General features: G+C 75.7%; 19 protein-coding genes and 1 tRNA gene. 9 read left to right on the forward strand and 11 right to left on the reverse strand.

Annotation, left to right across the window (positions count from 1 at the left end; translation table 11 throughout):
* Positions 1–35 precede the first annotated feature (35 nt).
* From ACI784_RS05710 to hemW, 6 genes are all read right to left on the reverse strand, one after another.
* Positions 36–641, reverse strand: coding sequence for a response regulator (locus tag ACI784_RS05710; protein WP_457012772.1), 606 nt, complete (start codon positions 639–641; stop codon positions 36–38).
* Positions 638–1,747, reverse strand: a complete 1,110-nt coding sequence (locus tag ACI784_RS05715; protein ID WP_457012773.1) for a sensor histidine kinase — start codon at positions 1,745–1,747, stop codon at positions 638–640. The genes ACI784_RS05710 and ACI784_RS05715 overlap by 4 nt, the downstream gene beginning before the upstream one ends.
* Positions 1,748–1,767: 20 nt before the next feature.
* Positions 1,768–2,514, reverse strand: a complete 747-nt coding sequence (locus ACI784_RS05720) for an ABC transporter permease (protein WP_457012774.1) — start codon at positions 2,512–2,514, stop codon at positions 1,768–1,770.
* A complete protein-coding gene (locus ACI784_RS05725) occupies positions 2,511–3,422 on the reverse strand; it encodes an ABC transporter ATP-binding protein (RefSeq protein WP_457012775.1) in 912 nt (303 codons plus the stop codon). The genes ACI784_RS05720 and ACI784_RS05725 overlap by 4 nt, the downstream gene beginning before the upstream one ends.
* Before the next feature lie 111 nt (positions 3,423–3,533).
* Positions 3,534–3,860 carry a TraR/DksA family transcriptional regulator gene (locus ACI784_RS05730; protein WP_457012776.1) on the reverse strand — a complete coding sequence of 109 codons (327 nt, stop codon included), beginning with the start codon at positions 3,858–3,860 and terminating at the stop codon, positions 3,534–3,536.
* Between the two features lie 333 nt (positions 3,861–4,193).
* On the reverse strand, positions 4,194–5,414 hold the full coding sequence (gene hemW / locus ACI784_RS05735) for a radical SAM family heme chaperone HemW (RefSeq protein ID WP_457012777.1): 1,221 nt from the start codon (positions 5,412–5,414) through the stop codon (positions 4,194–4,196).
* A gap of 40 nt (positions 5,415–5,454) precedes the next feature.
* Between hemW and ACI784_RS05740 the strand changes: the two genes are divergently transcribed.
* Entirely contained in the window at positions 5,455–6,234 is a 780-nt protein-coding gene (locus ACI784_RS05740; protein ID WP_457012778.1) for an enoyl-CoA hydratase-related protein, read from the forward strand.
* A gap of 152 nt (positions 6,235–6,386) precedes the next feature.
* Positions 6,387–6,536 (forward strand): hypothetical protein, encoded by a 150-nt coding sequence (locus ACI784_RS05745; RefSeq protein ID WP_456922608.1) that lies wholly within the window; start codon positions 6,387–6,389, stop codon positions 6,534–6,536.
* Position 6,537: 1 nt separating this feature from the next.
* Here the strand turns inward: ACI784_RS05745 and selB are convergent, their stop codons facing one another.
* The 3 genes from selB to ACI784_RS05760 all read right to left on the reverse strand — a co-directional run bounded on the left by selB (position 6,538) and on the right by ACI784_RS05760 (position 9,734).
* A complete protein-coding gene (gene selB, locus ACI784_RS05750; protein WP_457012839.1) occupies positions 6,538–8,283 on the reverse strand; it encodes a selenocysteine-specific translation elongation factor in 1,746 nt (581 codons plus the stop codon).
* A 5-nt stretch (positions 8,284–8,288) separates the two neighbouring features.
* Positions 8,289–9,599, reverse strand: a complete 1,311-nt coding sequence (gene selA / locus ACI784_RS05755) for an L-seryl-tRNA(Sec) selenium transferase (RefSeq protein ID WP_457012779.1) — start codon at positions 9,597–9,599, stop codon at positions 8,289–8,291.
* A gap of 39 nt (positions 9,600–9,638) precedes the next feature.
* Positions 9,639–9,734, reverse strand: a tRNA-OTHER gene (locus ACI784_RS05760).
* A 60-nt stretch (positions 9,735–9,794) separates the two neighbouring features.
* On the opposite strand from ACI784_RS05760, the gene ACI784_RS05765 reads away from it, so the two are divergent.
* From ACI784_RS05765 to ACI784_RS05795, 7 genes are all read left to right on the forward strand, one after another.
* A complete protein-coding gene (locus ACI784_RS05765) occupies positions 9,795–10,373 on the forward strand; it encodes a helix-turn-helix transcriptional regulator (RefSeq protein WP_457012780.1) in 579 nt (192 codons plus the stop codon).
* A gap of 9 nt (positions 10,374–10,382) precedes the next feature.
* Positions 10,383–11,390, forward strand: a complete 1,008-nt coding sequence (selD, locus tag ACI784_RS05770; RefSeq protein WP_457012781.1) for a selenide, water dikinase SelD — start codon at positions 10,383–10,385, stop codon at positions 11,388–11,390.
* Between the two features lie 140 nt (positions 11,391–11,530).
* Positions 11,531–12,496, forward strand: coding sequence for a zinc-binding dehydrogenase (locus ACI784_RS05775; RefSeq protein WP_457012782.1), 966 nt, complete (start codon positions 11,531–11,533; stop codon positions 12,494–12,496).
* Positions 12,493–12,957 (forward strand): YbaK/EbsC family protein, encoded by a 465-nt coding sequence (locus tag ACI784_RS05780; protein ID WP_457012783.1) that lies wholly within the window; start codon positions 12,493–12,495, stop codon positions 12,955–12,957. Before ACI784_RS05775 ends, ACI784_RS05780 begins: the two co-directional genes overlap by 4 nt.
* 13 nt (positions 12,958–12,970) lie before the next feature.
* The gene (locus ACI784_RS05785; RefSeq protein ID WP_457012784.1) at positions 12,971–13,279 is read left to right on the forward strand and encodes a hypothetical protein; all 309 of its coding nucleotides are present in this window, start codon (positions 12,971–12,973) and stop codon (positions 13,277–13,279) included.
* A 62-nt stretch (positions 13,280–13,341) separates the two neighbouring features.
* Entirely contained in the window at positions 13,342–13,575 is a 234-nt protein-coding gene (locus ACI784_RS05790) for an RNA polymerase subunit sigma-70 (RefSeq protein WP_457012785.1), read from the forward strand.
* Positions 13,576–13,577: 2 nt separating this feature from the next.
* Entirely contained in the window at positions 13,578–14,117 is a 540-nt protein-coding gene (locus tag ACI784_RS05795) for a Clp protease N-terminal domain-containing protein (RefSeq protein WP_457012786.1), read from the forward strand.
* A 22-nt stretch (positions 14,118–14,139) separates the two neighbouring features.
* On the opposite strand, the gene ACI784_RS05800 is transcribed toward ACI784_RS05795, so the two are convergent.
* Entirely contained in the window at positions 14,140–14,796 is a 657-nt protein-coding gene (locus tag ACI784_RS05800; RefSeq protein WP_457012787.1) for an MOSC domain-containing protein, read from the reverse strand.
* A complete protein-coding gene (gene lepA / locus ACI784_RS05805; protein ID WP_456922619.1) occupies positions 14,793–16,637 on the reverse strand; it encodes a translation elongation factor 4 in 1,845 nt (614 codons plus the stop codon). The genes ACI784_RS05800 and lepA overlap by 4 nt, the downstream gene beginning before the upstream one ends.
* Positions 16,638–16,727: the final 90 nt, after the last annotated feature.

Here is a 16,727-nt window from a genome sequence, read left to right on the forward strand (position 1 = left end):
CCGAGCCTGCGAGGGGTGAGGAGGACGGGGTCCTTCTACAGCCAGCCCTTCTCCTCCGCGACCCGGGCGGCCTCCACCCGGGTGCGGGCGCCGGTCTTGCCGATCGCCGAGGACAGGTAGTTGCGGACCGTCCCCTCGGAGAGGAACAGCCGGCGGGCGATGTCGGCGACCGTCGCGCCGTCGGCGGCCGCACGCAGGACGTCGGCCTCCCGGCCCGACAGCGGCGTCGCGCCCAGCGCCAGCGCGGCCGCGGCGAGGTCGCGGTCGATGACCCGCTCGCCCGCCACCACCGCCCGGATGGCGCGGGCCAGCTCGGCGACGGGGGCGTCCTTGACGAGGAACCCGGCGGCGCCGACCTCCATGGCCCGGCGCAGGAACCCGGGTCGGCCGAAGGTGGTGAGGACGACGGCCCGGCAGTCGGGCACCGCGCCCGCCAGCGCGCGGGCCGCCTCGATGCCGTCGCACCCGGGCATCTCGATGTCGAGCAGCGCGACGTCCGGCCGGTGCTCGCGGGCGGCGTCGACCACCAGGTCGCCGCGGCCGACCTCGGCCACGACCTCGATGTCCTCCTCCAGGTCCAGCAGCGCCCGCAACGCCCCGCGGACCATCGTCTGGTCCTCGGCGACGAGCACCCGGATCACGCCGCGCCCACCCGCGCCGCGGCCGACACCCGCGCGCACAGCCGGAAGCCGCCCGCGGGGACGGGGCCGGCCTCCAGCCGGCCACCGAGCTGCGCCAGCCGCTCCTCCAGGCCGGCCAGGCCGGCACCGCTCCCGGCGACCTCCCCGGCCGGACCGCGACCGTCGTCGGCGACCGTCAGCGCGACCTCCCCGTCGGTGACGGCGACGTCGACGGTGACCGTGCGCGCGCCGCTGTGCCGCAGCGCGTTCGTGGTCGCCTCCCGGACCACCCAGCCGAGGACGGCGTCCACCGGCCCGGGCAGCGGGGGCGTCCCGGACGGCGTCCTCAGGGTGATGCCCGCGGCCGACAGCGCGGCCCGGGCCTCGGCGAGGGCGAGGGACAGGCCGACCTGGCGGTACCCGCTGACCGCCTCCCGCACCTCGGCCAGCGCCCGCCGGGCCGCGGTCTCCACGTCGGCCATCTCCGCGCGCGCCCGCGCCGGGTCCCGCTCGGCCAGCCGGCCGGCGAGCTCGCTCTTGAGCGCGATCAGCGACAGGCTGTGGCCGAGCAGGTCGTGCAGGTCGCGGGCGAAGCGCAGCCGCTCCTCGGCGACGGCCGAGCGCGCCAGCTCGTCGCGGGCCTCGACCAGCTCGGCGTTGACCGAGACCAGGTACCGGGTGCCCCGCAGCGCGAAGGCGGTGAGCACGCAGATCACCGGCAGGATCAACAGCTCGCCGAGCATGTCGTGGGCGGCGAGCACCGAGGCGCACACCGCTGCCGCCCCGCCGATCGCCGGCCACACGAACCGCTCGGGCAGCGCCGCGGCCGAGGCCGCCGACACGTAGATCATCAGCCCCGCCCAGGACGGCCCCAGCCAGACCGCCAGGGCCACCCCGAGGACGGCGACGACGAGCAGCTCCCGCCACGGCCAGGGGCGGTCCCTGCGGCCGAACGTCCGGCTGAACACGACGAGGTAGGCGGCGGTGAACGCCAGCAGCCCCGCCACCGCCACCACCCGGACGCCGACCGGGTGGTGGGTGGTGAACAGGTCGGCGAGCGGGAACACCTGGAACAGCAGCCAGGGCACCGCCCAGCCCATCCGCTGCCACGGGGTGCGGGGGTCCACGACCGTGGACGCTAACCCGCTCAGCCGGCGACGGCGTGCAGCGGACGACGCCGTGCGACCGTCGTGGTCAGGACGGCGAACCCGGCGGTGAACCCGGCCACCGCCAGCACCGTGGTCGGCGACGGCGCACCGAGGGCGACGACGTCGCGGCCCAGCTGCGCGTACCAGTACGAGGGCAGCGTGGAGGCCAGCGCGCGGAGGGACTCGGGGAACACCTGCACCGGCACCCACAGCCCGCCGAGCGCGGCCAGCACCACGCCGAGGATGCCGATCGCGCCGCCGGCGGCCTTCTCGTCGAGGGCGTGGCCGACCAGCAGGCCCAGCGCGACGAACGCCCCGGAGCCCAGCCAGAGCACGGCCACCAGCCCGACCCAGGTCAGCGGGGCCAGCTCGACGCCGTTGACCAGGCCGCCGACCAGCGCGACGACGAGCAGGCTCGGCAGCGTCAGCAGCATCCCGACGACCACGTCGACGGTGACGACCGACGACGTCGGCACGGGCGTCACCCGCAGCTGCCGCAGCCACCCCGACGCCCGGTCGAAGGAGATCCGGATGGTCGCGCCGAGCGCGGCGCCCAGGGCTCCGTAGGCCATCATCGAGACCATCGACGTGGTGGCGTACGCCTGGTACTCCGCCCCGCTGCCGGCCTGAGCGCCGAAGATCTTCGTGAAGAAGACGGTGAACAGCGCCGGCAGCAGCACGGTGAAGAAGAGGAACTGCCGGTTGCGGCCGACGCGGCGCAGCTGGAAGGCGAGCAGGGTGCTCATCGGTCGGCTCCGATCGGGGTCGCGGCGGGCTGGGCGCCGGTGAGGGAGAGGACGGCCTCCTCGAGGCTCGCGCCGCGGACCTCCAGGTCCGGCAGCCGCCCGCCGCCGGCCAGCAGGGCCAGCAGGGTGGCCTCGGCGTCGTCGGTGCTGAGGCTGACCCGGTCGCCCTGCCGGGTCGCGGCGGTGACGCCGGGCAGGCCGTCGAGGCGGGCGCCCTCCGGTGGGGTGAAGGTGACCGTGCGGCCGGTGATCCCGGCCTTGACCTCCGCTGCGGTGCCGTCGGCGACGACCCGCCCGCCCGCGACCACGACCACGCGGTCGGCGACGGCGTCGGCCTCCTCGAGGTGGTGGGTGGCGAAGACGACGGTGGTGCCGCGGTCTGCCAGCCCGCGCATCGTCGTCCAGAAGGCGCGGCGGCCTTCGACGTCCATGGCGGAGGTGGGCTCGTCGAGCAGCAGCAGCGGCGGCTGCCCGGCCAGCGCGAGGGCCAGCAGCACCCGCTGGCGCTGCCCCCCGGAGAGCGCCTCGACGGGCCGGTCGAGCAGTCCGTCGATGCCCGCGGTGACCGCGAGGTCGGCCAGCGGCCAGGGGCGCGGGTAGCTGCTGCGGACCAGTCCGAGCACCTCGCCGACGCGGGTCTCGCCCGGCAGCCCGCCGTGCTGCAGCATCGCGCCGACGCAGCCGGCCCGGATCGCGGCGGCCGGCGGCCGGCCGAGCACGCGGACGGTCCCGGTCGAGGGCACCAGCCCCAGGACGGCGTTGACGACGGTGGACTTCCCCGCGCCGTTGGGCCCGAGCAACGCGACGGTCTCCCCGGCGCGCAGCTGCAGGTCCAGGCCGGAGACGGCGGCCGTGCCGCCGTAGCGGACGGTCAGGTCGCGGATGTCGAGGGCGGTCTCTCCAGGCACCCGACCAGGCTGCTGGGGTCGGCGTCCGGGCAGTAGTGCGGGACGTCGGGACCCCGGCCTGACAGATGTCAGACCGGGGTCGCGCCCGTCAGGACAGCGGGTCGGACGGCGTCAGCGGCGCTGCGAGCAGGCCACGCACCCGGTGGCGAAGGGCCGCAGCTCCAGCCGCTCCTCGGGGATGGCGGTGCCGCAGTGCACGCACCGGCCGTAGGTGCCGGCCGCGATGCGACCGAGGGCGGCGTCGATGTCCTCGATGGTGCGCTGCAGGCTCGCGGCGCGGGAGACCGCGACGTCGTCGGGCAGCGACTGCACGGTGTCGGCCAGCGCGAGCTCGCGCTCCTTGACGCACTCGGCGCGCTGCGATTCCAGGCGCACCCGGAAGTGCTCCCACTGCGGGTCGCCGGTGGCGGGCACGGGGGCGGGGGCGGTGCTGGTCATGGGAACTCCTCGGGCAACACGGGGAGACGCGGTCACCGGTGCGGTGCGCGTCAGGACGGGCCGTTGCGACTCCACGGACGGAGTCAGGAGGAGCGCGGCGGAGCCCTGTCCTGGCTGCGGCGGAGGACGTCGAGACCTCGCAACCCGCGGGCGCGGCGGTTCATCGCCAGGGCCAGCAGCATGCCGCCGGAGAGCTGCATCGGCGGGACGGCGGATCGGAGGCGTCCGAGGGCGTGCGGGGACGTGCGTGTGACCACTGCTGACCACCCCCTGGACCGATCCGGCGCCGTTGCCGGAACGGGCACCATAGCCCGCGAGGGGGACCAAGCGGAACTAGTCCGTCAGCTCCCGGACGACGGCGTCGGCGAGCAGCCGCCCGCGGTCGGTGAGGACGGCGCGGCCACCGGCGTGCGCGGCCGCGTCGAGCAGCCCCCGGGCGACGGCGCCGGCGGCGCGGTCCCGGCCGGCGTCGGACAGCGCGGTGAGCGTCAGCCCCTCCCGCAGCCGCAGGCCGAGCATGATCGTCTCCAGCGCCCGGTCGTCGTCGTCCAGGAGCTCGGAGTCCTGCGCCGGGCTGTCGCCCTGCAGCAGCCGCCCGGCGTACGCGGCCGGGTGCTTGACGTTCCACCAGCGCAACCCGCCGACGTGGCTGTGCGCGCCCGGGCCCACGCCCCACCAGTTGGCATTGGCCCAGTACAGCTCGTTGTGCCGGCACCGGGCGGCGTCGCCGGTGGCCCAGTTGGACACCTCGTACCAGTCGAACCCGGCGCCGCGGAGGGTGGCGTCGGCCTGCTCGTAGCGGTCGGCCAGGACGTCGTCGTCGGGCATGGGCAGCTCGCCGCGGCTGATCCGGCGGGCCAGCCGGGTGCCCTCCTCGACGATGAGGGCGTAGGCGCTGACGTGGTCGACCGGGGCCGCGAGGACGGCGTCGAGCGAGGCGGCCCAGTCGGCGTCGGTCTCGCCCGGCGTGCCGTAGATGAGGTCGAGGTTGACGTGCTCGAAGCCGGCGGCCCGGGCCTCGCGCGCCGCCTCCACGGCCCGGCCGGGGGTGTGCCGGCGATCGAGGACGGCGAGCACGTGCTCGGCCGCGGACTGCATGCCGAGGCTCACGCGCGTGAAGCCGGCCTCCCGCAGGCGGACCAGGCTCTCCGGCGACACGGTCTCCGGGTTGGCCTCGGTGGTCACCTCGACGTCGTCGGCCACCGGGAAGAGCTCCCGGACGGCGGCCAGGACGGCGGCGAGGTCGTCGGCGGCCAGCAGCGTGGGCGTGCCCCCACCGACGAAGACCGTGGAGACCGTCGGCAGGTCGGGGCCCAGGGTGGCGGCGGCCAGCCGCAGCTCGGCGATCGCGGTGCCGGCGTACTCGGCGCGGCTGGCGCCGGGGCCCAGCTCGTCGGCGGTGTAGGTGTTGAAGTCGCAGTAGCCGCACCGGGTCGCGCAGAACGGCACGTGCACGTAGAGCCCGAACGGCGTGGTGGCCAGGCCCTCGCGGGCGCTGTCGGGCAGGTGCCAGGAGCGCGGGGGCGACGCCGGCAGGGGCAGGACGGTGTTCATCTGCTCCCAGTGTGCCGCGCGGCCGCCACCGCCCGGCAGGATGCGGCACGTGACGTCGGACCGGGTGCTGCAGGTGTCGGTGTCGCGCGGGGTCGCCACCCTCGTGCTGGACTCCCCCGCCAACCGCAACGCGCTGTCGCGGGCGGTGCGGGCCCAGCTGCGGTCGGCGCTGGCCGGGGCACTCGCCGACGACGCGGTGCGGGTGGTGGTGCTCGACCACACCGGCCGCGTCTTCTGCTCGGGCATGGACCTCTCCGAGGCCGCCGGCGGAGCGTCGGAGGACCAGGGCGTGCGGGAGTTCCCGGAGATCCTCACCACGCTCTGGCACTCCCCCAAGCCGGTCGTCGCGGTGGTGCGCGGACCGGCGCGGGCCGGCGGCGTCGGTCTGCTCGCCGCCTGCGACGTGGTCGTCGCGGGGTCCTCGGCCACGTTCGCCTTCTCCGAGGTGCGCCTCGGCATCGTGCCGGCGGTCATCTCCGCCGTCGTCCTGCCGCGGGTGCTGCCGCACGTGGCGCACCGGCTGATGCTCACCGGGGAGGTCTTCGACGCCGCGACCGCGGCCGCCGGCGGGCTGGTCGACCTCGCGGTGCCCGACGACGAGGTGGACGCCGCGGTGGCCGCCCAGGTCACCGCGCTGGCCGCCGGGGCGCCGGCCGCCCTGGCCGAGACCAAGCGGCTGCTGCGCAGCGGCGGACTGCGCGGCTCCTTCGACGACCTGCTCGAGCTCTCCGCCCGGTTCTTCGCGAGCGAGGAGGGCCAGGAGGGGATCGCCGCCTTCCGCGAGAAGCGGCCCGCCCGCTGGGTGCCCGCCGCCGACTGAGCGGGGGCGAGCTCCCCGTTGCCGGGAGCTCGTGCTCTGCCCACGACGGTGGGCAGAGCACGAGCTGCCCCGAGGTGAGGGTCGACCCGGGGCTCGGAGCACGTCATCGCGCCCCCTTGCCCGGCGGCACCGGGCGCGGGCACCCTGCCCGCATGACCGACCCCGACGAGCGGGAGCGCTACCGGCGGCTGCCGGAGCCGGTGCGGCTCGAGGACACCGTCGAGACCGTCGACTCCTCACCGGACCCCGCGCCCGACGCGAGCGACGAGCGCGAGCGCTTCCTCCGCGAGGCCGGCGGCTGACCTACCGGAGCCGGCGGGTGTCGTCCGGCAGCCGCTCGGTGATCCCGCGGGCGTCGAGCCACTCCATGAGCGGGACGGCGACCCGGCGGGTGGTGCCCCACGCCGAGCGGGCCTGGCTGAGGGTGAACGGCGCCGGCACCCCCACCAGCCGCTCCCGCGCCACCCGCTCCACGCCGGGCGCGAGGTAGACGCCGTCGGCGATCCGGACCAGCTGGCCGTCCCGGACGGCCGCGGCCAGCTCCCGCGGTCCCAGCCCTGCGGCGGCGAGGTCGGGGGCCTCAGGCGCGGCGAAGGGATCGGCGGCCAGCCGGGTCCGGACGGCGTCGACGGCCTGCTGCACCCGCGGGGGCAGCCCGGCGGTGGCGACGGCGACCCGGCCCTCGCGCAGGGTCAGCGGCGGGCGCACGAGCGCGGGCACGAGCTCGTCGTCCGGCAGCTCCAGGGCCCGGCGGACGACGGCGACCGGGGGTCCGGCCTCCAGCGGACGCAGCTGCCGGTAGCGGCCGACCACCCCGGGCAGCGCGGCGGCGAGCTCGTCGACCAGGCCCGGCGCGAGCAGCCACGGGCCGACCGCGGTGGCGCCCTCGGGCACCGGCCAGCCCATCGCCGTGAAGTCGGCCGCGCGCACGATGCGGCGGCGGGCGAGGTCCGCGGCCGCACCGGCCGCGCCCGACGGCTGGGCGGCCAGCTCGGCGGCGCGCTGCCGGGCCGCACCCCGGCGGCGCAGCTCCGGCGGGTCGACGTCGCGGACGACGGCGCCGAGCACCCGGCGGGCCCCGGGGTCGCGCAGGAGCAGCCGGTCGCCGATCCGCAGGGGCAGCGGGGTGGCCAGCCGCAGCCGCACCGCCGTCCCCTCCAGCGGGCGCACGCGGGCGCCGACGGCCGCGGAGCCCACGTGCACGACCCCCTCCGCCGGCAGCCGGTCGTCCGGAACGGCGTCGAGGGTGACGTCCACGTCGACGGTGGAGCGGAACGCGCCCGGGGTGAGCAGTGCGTCCCCCCGCGCCAGCTCCTCCACCGCGACGCCGCGCAGGTTCAGCGCGACCCGCGCGGTGGCCTCGGCCCGCTCCACGGGCTGCCCGAGGGACTGCACGCCCCGGATGCCGACCTCCCGGTCGCCCAGCTGCAGGCGGTCCCCCGGCGCGATCGTCCCGGCGGCCAGGGTGCCGGTGACCACGGTGCCCGCGCCCTTGATCGGGAACGCGCGGTCGATCCACAGCCGCACGGGCGCGCTGCGGTCCGGCGCGGGCAGGCCCGCGAGGAGGGCCTCCAGCGCGGCGGCGACCTCGGGCACGCCGGCGCCGGTGGCGGCGCTGACCGCCACCCCGGGCACCCGGCCCATCGACGTCCCGGCCAGCCGCTCCCGGACGTCGGCCAGCACCGGCGCGGGGTCGGCGAGGTCGGCCTTGGTGACGGCGAGCAGCCCGTGCCGGACGCCGAGCGCGTCCAGGACGGCGACGTGCTCGGCGGTCTGCGCCGACCAGCCGTCGTCGGCGGCCACCACGACGAGGGCCGCGGGCACCGACCCGACGCCGGCCAGCATGTTCCCGATGAACCGCTCGTGACCGGGGACGTCGACGACCGCGAGGCGGCGGCCCGAGGGCAGCGTCGTCCAGGCGAAGCCGAGGTCGATGGTCAGCCCGCGGCGGCGCTCCTCCTCCCACCGGTCGGGCTCCATGCCGGTGAGCGCGCGGACCAGTGTCGACTTGCCGTGGTCGACGTGGCCGGCGGTGGCGATGACGTCCATGCCGGTCACCGGCCGCACCGCGCGGCCGCCAGCACCGCGCCGGCCACGGTCTCGTCCGCCGCGGGCGGCAGGCTGCGCAGGTCCAGCAGGGTGCGCTCGCCGGCCACGTGGCCGACCACCGGCGGCGTCCCGGCGCGCAGCGGCTCGGCCAGGTCGGCGGGCAGGGAGACCGCGGCGCTCGGCAGCGGGTGCTCCGGCGCCCCGCCCCCGCCGACGCGGGCCTCGGAGTCCACGGCCCGCGCGTCCAGCCCGGCGGCGGCCAGCCGGCCGGCGAGGGTCTCGGCCCGGCGGCGCAGCGTGGCGACGTCCGCGGCGAGCATCTCCTGCACCGGCGGCAGCGGGCCGCGCAGCGTCGCCTCCAGCCCGGCCAGGGTCGTCTTGTCGACCCGCAGGGCGCGGTAGAGCGGGTGCCGGCGCAGCCGCTCGACGAGGGCCGCCCGGCCGAGGACCAGCCCGGCCTGCGGCCCGCCCAGCAGCTTGTCGCCACTGGCCAGCACGAGGTCGGCGCCGTCGGCGAGGGTGGTCTGCAGGTCCGGCTCGTCGGGCAGCGCCGGGTGCGGACGCAGCAGCCCCGAGCCGACGTCGGCGACCAGCGGGACGCCGCTGCCCGACAGCGCGGCGGCGAGCTCGGCGACCGGCACCGCCCGGGTGAACCCGCGGACGACGAAGTTCGACGGGTGCACCTTGAGCACCGCGCCGGTCTCCTCGTGCAGGGCGTCGCGGTAGTCGTCGAGGGTCACCCGGTTCGTCGTCCCCACCTCGCGCAGCCGGGCGCCGGTGGCCACCAGCAGCTCGGGGATGCGGAACCCGTCGCCGATCTCCACCAGCTCGCCCCGCGCGATGACCAGCTCCCCGCCGAGCGCGGTGGCGACCAGTGCGAGGGCGGCGGCGCAGTTGTTGACCACGATCGCCGCCTCCGCCGCGGGGACCGCGGCCAGCAGCGCGGCGATCGCCGCCTCGCCGCGGGGGCCGCGGCGCCCGGTGCCGAGGTCGAGCTCGACGTCGGTGGTGCCGGCGGCCGCGGCGATCGCCGCGACGGCGGCCGGCGACAGCGGGGACCGGCCGAGGTTGGTGTGCACCAGCACCCCGGTGGCGTTGAGCACCGGCTGCAGGCTGCTCGCCGTCGCGGGGAGGCCGGCCAGGACGGCGGCCACGGCGTTCCCGGGTGCGACCGCGCCGTCCCGGATCCGCTGCTGCACCTGCTGGACGACGGACTTCACCAGCTCACGGCCGAGGCGGTCGACGGCGGGAGCCAGGTCGGGGTCGGCGAGCAGCGTGTCGGTGCGGGGCACCTGCCGCCGCGGGTCGGCGCTCATCGACTGCGGAGCGTAGGCGCCGACCCGCGCACGGGTGGATGGCGGAGGCGGACGGGAATCGAACCCGCCTGACCGAGCTGCTCGGCCACGTCGGCTTTAGAGGCCGCGGGGGCCACCAGGCGCCCTGACGCCTCCGCCGGGCAGCCTACGTGCCGGGACCCGGAACCGTCGGAGGTCCCTGCCAGCATCCGTCGCGTGACGCGCACCGAGCCCCGCTCACCCACGCTGCCGCCGCTCGCCCTCACCCCGGAGGAGGCGGCGGCGGTCGTCACCGCGCTCGCCGCCCGGCCCGACGGCCCGTACGCCGCCGCGGGCGCGACGGCGCTGCAGAAGGTCCTCGACGTCCTGGAGCCCGACCCGCGCCGGCGGGCCGGGCTGGCCGCCTCGGCGCGGTGGGTCAGCGCCGACTCGCGCCGCGCCGCAGGCGTCCGGTCGGCCGTCGAGGAGGCGGTGACCCGCCGCCGGGTCGTCGTGCTCCGCTACCGCGACCGGGAGGGTGTCGTCTCGCGGCGGGCGGTGGAGCCCCAGCTGCTCGCCCGGAGCGGCCGGCACTGGTTCCTCGTGGGCTGGTGCCGGGAGCGGGAGGCGCTGCGCTGGTTCCGGGAGGACCGCATCGAAGCGGTCCGGGCCACCGAGGAGGCCGCCCCGCGGCGCGACCTGACCGACCTCGGCTGGCCTCCGGCCGAGGGGCACCCGGCGGGCCGGCGGCTCGGCGGGTCGCCCGCGCCGGCGGCAGCGCCCCGGCTGCGGGTGCTGCCCGGCGGCCGGGCCTAGATTCGGGGCGTGACCACGACCTCGACCCGCGTCCGGCTCACCCAGTACGCGCACGGCGGCGGCTGCGCCTGCAAGATCCCGCCCGGCGAGCTCGAGCAGGTCGTCGCCGGGCTGACCGCCGCCGGCCCCCGCGACCCGGCCGCCGAGCTCGTCGTCGGTCTGGACGACGGCGACGACGCCGCCGTGGTGCGCATCGCCGGCGGCCAGGGGCTCGTGCTCACCACGGACTTCTTCACCCCCGTCGTCGACGACGCGTACACCTTCGGCCGGATCGCGGCGGCCAACGCGCTCTCCGACGTCTACGCGATGGGCGGCACCCCCGTCGTCGCGGTCAACCTGCTGGGCTGGCCGCGGGACGTGCTGCCGGCCGAGCTCGCCGCCGAGGTGCTGCGCGGCGGGCTGGAGGTCGCCCAGGAGGCCGGGTGCCACGTCGGTGGCGGGCACTCCATCGACGACCCCGAGCCCAAGTACGGGATGGCGGTGACCGGCGTGGTCGACGTCGACCGGCTCATCACCAACTCCGCAGCCGTCGCCGGCACCCCGCTGTCGCTGACCAAGCCGCTGGGCGTGGGCGTGCTCAACAGCCGGATGAAGGCGACCGGGGAGGTGTCGGAGGAGGCGGTCGCCTCGATGACGGCGCTCAACCGGGACGCCGGCCGCGCCGCGGTCGCCGCCGGCATCCGGGCCGGCACCGACGTCACCGGCTTCGGCCTGCTCGGCCACCTCTACAAGATGGCGCGGGCCAGCGGGGCGACCGCGGTGGTCGACGCCGCCGCGGTCCCCTACCTGGCCGGCGCCCGTCAGGCGCTGGCCGACGGGCACGTCTCCGGCGGCACCCGCCGCAACCTGGACTGGGTGCGCCCGCACGCCGACCTGTCCGCGGTCCCCGAGGACGAGGCGCTGCTGCTGGCCGACGCGCAGACCTCCGGCGGGCTGCTGCTGGGTGGTGAGGTCCCGGGCGCACCGGTGATCGGCGAGTTCGTGCCGCGCGGGGAGCACGTCGTCATCGTCCGCTGACAGCCTCGGGAGCATCGCAGCGAGCGCCAGCGAGCGAGGAGCGGATCGAGGCGCGGAAGCGGACCGGTGTGATCATCCGGTGAACCGGCGGTCGGGCGACCGCGTCGCAGCCGGTCGGTGACCTCCGTTACGGTCCGGGCATGCTCGCTGCCTTCGTCTCCAAGCCCGCCCCGAAGGACCCGCTCTCCGTGCTGGAGATCGATGAGCGCCCCGAACCCGAGGCGCCCGACGGCTGGACGACGGTGCAGGTGAAGGCGGCGTCGCTGAACCACCACGACCTGTTCAGCCTGCGCGGGGTCGGCCTGCCCGAGGAGCGGATGCCGATGATCCTGGGCACCGACGCAGCCGGCCTCGACGAGGACGGCAACGAGGTCATCGTGCACGGCGTCGTCGCGAGCCCGGGCTGGACCGGCGACGAGACGCTGGATCCCAAGCGCTCGCTGTTCTCCGAGCTGCACCAGGGCACGATGGCCGAGCGGGTGGCCGTCCCGCGGCGCAACCTGGTGCCCAAGCCGACCGAGCTGTCCTTCGCCGAGGCCGCGTGCCTGCCCACCGCCTGGCTGACGGCCTACCGGATGCTGTTCGTGAAGTCCGGGCTGCGGCCGGGGTCGACGGTGCTCGTGCAGGGCGCCAGCGGCGGCGTGGCCACGGCCCTGGTCGCGCTGGGGCGCGCGGCCGGCTACCGCATGTGGGTCACCGCCCGCAGCGAGGACAAGCGCCAGGCGGCGCTCGCCCTGGGCGCGGAGCAGGCGTTCGAGACCGGCGCGCGGCTGCCCGAGCGCGTGGACGGCGTCATGGAGAGCGTCGGCGAGGCGACCTGGAGCCACAGCGTCAAGTCGCTGCGCCCCGGTGGCGTCATCGTCACCTGCGGCGCGACGACCGGCTTCAACCCCGGCGCCGAGCTGAACCGGGTCTTCTTCACCCAGCTGTCGGTGATCGGCTCCACGATGGGCACCCGTGACGAGCTGGAGTCGCTGGTGCGGATGTGCGCGGTGACCGGCGTCCGCCCGGTCATCGACGTCGAGCTGCCGCTGGGTGAGGCGCGCGAGGGCTTCGAGCGGATGGAGCAGGGCCGGACCGCCGGGAAGATCGTCTTCACCCTGTGAGCTCGCCCGTCGACCGCGTGGTCGCCGCACTGCAGGCCGCGGGGGTCGAGGCGGAGGTGCGCCGCCTCGACGTCCCGGTGCCGACGGCGGCCGCTGCGGCGGAGGCGCTCGGCTGTGCGGTGGGGGCCATCGCCAACAGCCTGGTCTTCGACGCCGACGGCTCCCCGCTGCTGGTGCTGGCCAGCGGCGCGCACCGCGTGGACACCGGCAAGCTGGCGGCGCTGGTGGGCGCGGCGCGGGTGCGCCGGGCGAGCGGCGGGTTCGTCACCGCGGCCACCGGGCAGGAGGTCGGCGGGGTGGCCCCGACCGGTCACCCGGCGCCGCTGCGCACCGTGGTGGACGTCGACCTCGCGGCGTACCCGTTGCTCTGGGCCGGCGGCGGCAACCACCACACGATGTTCTCCGTGACCTACGCCGGCCTGCTGCGGCTGACCGGCGGCCAGGAGGCAGCCGTCGCGTGACGGAGGGAGCGCCGTGATCGCCCGCATCTGGCGGGGCTGGGTCCGCACCGAGGACCGCGCCGCCTACGCCGACTACATCGAGGCCACCGGCATCGCCCACTACCGCCGGACGCCGGGCAACCAGGGCGCGCACATGCTGCTGCGCGACCTGGACGACGGCCGGACCGAGGTCGTCACGCTCAGCTTCTGGACCTCCTACGACGCCGTCCGCGCGTTCGCCGGCGAGGACGTCTCGGTCGCCGTCTTCTACCCCGAGGACGACCGGTACCTGGTCGACCGCGAGGTCACCGTCACCCACTTCGACGTACACGGCGGCGCCTGACCCCGCACCGTTTCGTCAAAGTGGGTTGACACGCGGACGGAGCGTCAACCACAGTTGACGGCATGACGGACACGACGCAGGTGGCCTCCGCCGCCAGCAGCCGGGACCCCGCCGTCGGGCTGAAGGCGGTGCGGGCGCTGCGGGTGCTGGTGGAGCGCCTGGAGGCCCTCCAGGTGGACAACGCCCGCGACCAGGGGTGGACGTGGGAGCAGATCGCCGTGCTCCTCGGCGTCACCCGGCAGGCGGTGCACAAGAAGTACGCGCGCGGCCGCGGGCCGCTCCGGCGGAAGGACTGACGATGTTCGAACGGTTCACCTCCACCGCCCGGGAGGTCGTGGTCCGCGCCCAGTCGGAGGCGCGCGAGCTGGGGCACGGCACGATCGGCACCGAGCACCTGCTGCTCGCCCTGGTCGCCCGCCCCGGGACGCCGACCGCGCAGGTCTTGGCCCGCCACGGGATCACGCACGCGACCGTCGCCGGCGCCGTGACCGCCCTGGTCGGGGGCGACGACCTCGACGCCGAGGCGCTCACCGCGCTGGGTATCGACCTCGACGCCGTCCGCAGCAAGGTCGAGGCCACCTTCGGGCCGGGTGCACTCAGCCGCCGGCGGGGCCGCGGGGTGCCCTCCGGGCACATCCCGTTCAGCCCGCGGGCCAAGAAGGTGCTCGAGCTGTCGCTGCGCGAGGCCCTGGCCCTGCAGTCCAGGAGCATCACCGAGACCCACATCGCGCTGGGCCTGCTCCGCGAGGGCGAGGGGCTGGCGGTGCAGGTGCTGCACCACCGTGGGGTCGACCTCGCCGGCCTGCGCCGCGAGCTCACCGCGGAACGGGCCGCCTGACCGGCGTCCGCGGCATCGCCGATCAGACGGGAGCGCCGGTCCTTCTGGCGATCTTCGCGGCGACCTTGGCGCGGGTGCGCAGCGGCAGGTACGGCACGGCGGGGGCGATCTCGGGCAGCCGGTGCTTCTGGGTGGTGTAGGCCCGGAACACCGTCCCGACGGTGACGCCGTGGTCGGGGCGGTGGACGACGTCGATGTGGTCCCCGGCGCCGACGTCCCCGGTCTCCAGGACCCGCAGGTAGGCCCCGCTGGCGCCGTACGCGGTGAACCGCTCGACCAGCCGCGGCACGCCCCAGAACCGCTCGAAGTTGGCGCACGGGATGCGGCAGTCGGTCACCTCGAGCAGCGCCGTCCCGACCCGCCAGTGTTCGCCGAGGACGGCGCCGGTGAGGTCGAGGCCCGTCGTCCGCAGGTTCTCGCCGAACCGGCCCGCCGGGAGCTCGCGGTCCAGCTCGGCGGACCACCAGTCGGCGTCCTCCTGGGCGTAGGCGTAGACCGCCTGCCCCTCGCCGCCGTGGTACCGGCGGTTGACCTGGACGTCGCCGTCCAGGCCCAGCTCACCGACGGCGACCCGGCCGGCGACCGGCCGCTTGTCGATCCCGCTGCGGTTCGGCCGCCGGTCGGGCAGCGGGAGCAGGTCACTGCCGGACACGCAGACGGCGTCGAGCCGCCCGCTCACTTCTTGGATGCGGTGGACTCGTTGGTGGACAGCGCGGCGACGAACGCCTCCTGGGGGACCTCGACGCGGCCCACCATCTTCATCCGCTTCTTGCCCTCCTTCTGCTTCTCCAGCAGCTTCCGCTTGCGGGTGATGTCACCGCCGTAGCACTTGGCGAGGACGTCCTTGCGGATGGCGCGCACGGTCTCCCGGGCGATCACCCGGGAGCCGACGGCGGCCTGGATGGGCACCTCGAACTGCTGGCGCGGGATGAGCTCGCGCAGCTTGCCGGCCATCATCACGCCGTAGCTGTAGGCCTTGTCCTTGTGCACGATCGCGCTGAACGCGTCGACCGCCTCCCCCTGCAGCAGGATGTCCACCTTGACCAGCGAGGACTCCTGCTCGCCGGCCTCGGCGTAGTCCAGCGACGCGTAGCCGCGGGTGCGCGACTTCAGCGCGTCGAAGAAGTCGAAGATGATCTCACCGAGCGGCAGCGTGTAGCGCAGCTCGACCCGGGACTCGCTCAGGTAGTCCATGCCGCCCAGCTGACCCCGCCGGCTCTGGCAGAGCTCCATGATCGCGCCCGTGTAGTCGCTGGGCGCGATGATCGTGGCGCTGACGACCGGCTCGAAGACCGTGTCGATCTTGCCCTCGGGCCAGTCGCTGGGGTTGGTCACGGTGATCTCGGACCGGTCCTCCATGACCACCCGGTAGACGACGTTCGGCGCGGTGGAGATGAGGCTGATGCCGGCCTCGCGCTCCAGCCGCTCCCGGACGATCTCCAGGTGCAGCAGGCCGAGGAAGCCGACGCGGAAGCCGAAGCCGAGGGCCGCGGAGGTCTCCGGCTCGTAGGTGAGCGCGGCGTCGTTGAGAAGCAGCTTGTCCAGCGCCTCACGCAGCAGCGGGTACTCGCTGCCGTCGATCGGGTAGAGGCCGGAGTAGACCATCGGCTTCGGGTCGCTGTAGCCGCCGATCGGCTCCGCGGCGGGCTTGTGCTGGAGCGTGACGGTGTCGCCCACGCGGGACTGGCGGACGTCCTTCACCCCGGTGATGAAGTAGCCGACCTCGCCGACGCCGAGGCTGTCGACCGGCTTGGGCTCCGGCGAGATCACGCCGATCTCGAGCAGCTCGTGGGTCGCGCCGGTCGACATCATCTTGATCCGGTCGCGGGCGGAGATCCGGCCGTCGACGACCCGGACGTAGGTGATGACGCCGCGGTAGATGTCGTAGACCGAGTCGAAGATCATCGCGCGGGCGGGGGCGTCCGCCTCCCCCTCGGGCGCGGGGATCTGCGCGACGATCGCGTCGAGCAGCTCGGGCACGCCCTCACCGGTCTTGCCGCTGACCCGCAGGACGTCCTCAGGCTCGCAGCCGATGATGTGCGCGATCTCGGCGGCGTACTTCTCCGGCTGGGCGGCCGGCAGGTCGATCTTGTTGAGCACCGGGATGATCGTGAGGTCGTTCTCCATGGCCAGGTAGAGGTTGGCCAGGGTCTGCGCCTCGATGCCCTGCGCGGCGTCGACGAGGAGGACGGCGCCCTCGCACGCGGCCAGCGACCGCGAGACCTCGTAGGTGAAGTCGACGTGGCCGGGCGTGTCGATCATGTCGAGCACGAAGTCGGTGCCGGCGTGCTCGCCGGTCTTCGGCGTCCACGGCAGGCGCACGTTCTGCGCCTTGATGGTGATGCCGCGCTCGCGCTCGATGTCCATGCGGTCGAGGTACTGAGCACGCATCTGCCGCGCCTCGATGATCCCGGTGACCTCGAGCATCCGGTCGGCCAGCGTCGACTTGCCGTGGTCGATGTGGGCGATGATGCAGAAGTTCCGGATGCGGGCCGGGTCGGTGTAGGCGGGAGTCGTCACAGTGCTCCCATCGTCCCACGGGTGGGCGGCTCGTCCAGCCATTGCCCAGACCTGGGCCGGTGTACCCGCGAGTTGGGGTCGGGCGGGCGA

It is taken from the genome of Geodermatophilus sp. SYSU D01186 (assembly GCF_054050215.1).

Excerpts from the sequence above, each read along its gene's own strand:
- ACI784_RS05720 (WP_457012774.1), bottom strand. The coding sequence starts at position 2,514 with ATGAGCACCCTGCTCGCCTTCCAGCTGCGCCGCGTCGGCCGCAACCGG.
- ACI784_RS05730 (WP_457012776.1), bottom strand. The coding sequence starts at position 3,860 with ATGACCAGCACCGCCCCCGCCCCCGTGCCCGCCACCGGCGACCCGCAG.
- hemW (WP_457012777.1), bottom strand. The coding sequence starts at position 5,414 with ATGAACACCGTCCTGCCCCTGCCGGCGTCGCCCCCGCGCTCCTGGCAC.
- ACI784_RS05740 (WP_457012778.1), top strand. The coding sequence starts at position 5,455 with ATGCGGCACGTGACGTCGGACCGGGTGCTGCAGGTGTCGGTGTCGCGC.
- ACI784_RS05745 (WP_456922608.1), top strand. The coding sequence starts at position 6,387 with ATGACCGACCCCGACGAGCGGGAGCGCTACCGGCGGCTGCCGGAGCCG.
- selB (WP_457012839.1), bottom strand. The coding sequence starts at position 8,283 with ATGGACGTCATCGCCACCGCCGGCCACGTCGACCACGGCAAGTCGACA.
- selA (WP_457012779.1), bottom strand. The coding sequence starts at position 9,599 with ATGAGCGCCGACCCGCGGCGGCAGGTGCCCCGCACCGACACGCTGCTC.
- ACI784_RS05775 (WP_457012782.1), top strand. The coding sequence starts at position 11,531 with ATGCTCGCTGCCTTCGTCTCCAAGCCCGCCCCGAAGGACCCGCTCTCC.
- ACI784_RS05790 (WP_457012785.1), top strand. The coding sequence starts at position 13,342 with ATGACGGACACGACGCAGGTGGCCTCCGCCGCCAGCAGCCGGGACCCC.
- ACI784_RS05795 (WP_457012786.1), top strand. The coding sequence starts at position 13,578 with ATGTTCGAACGGTTCACCTCCACCGCCCGGGAGGTCGTGGTCCGCGCC.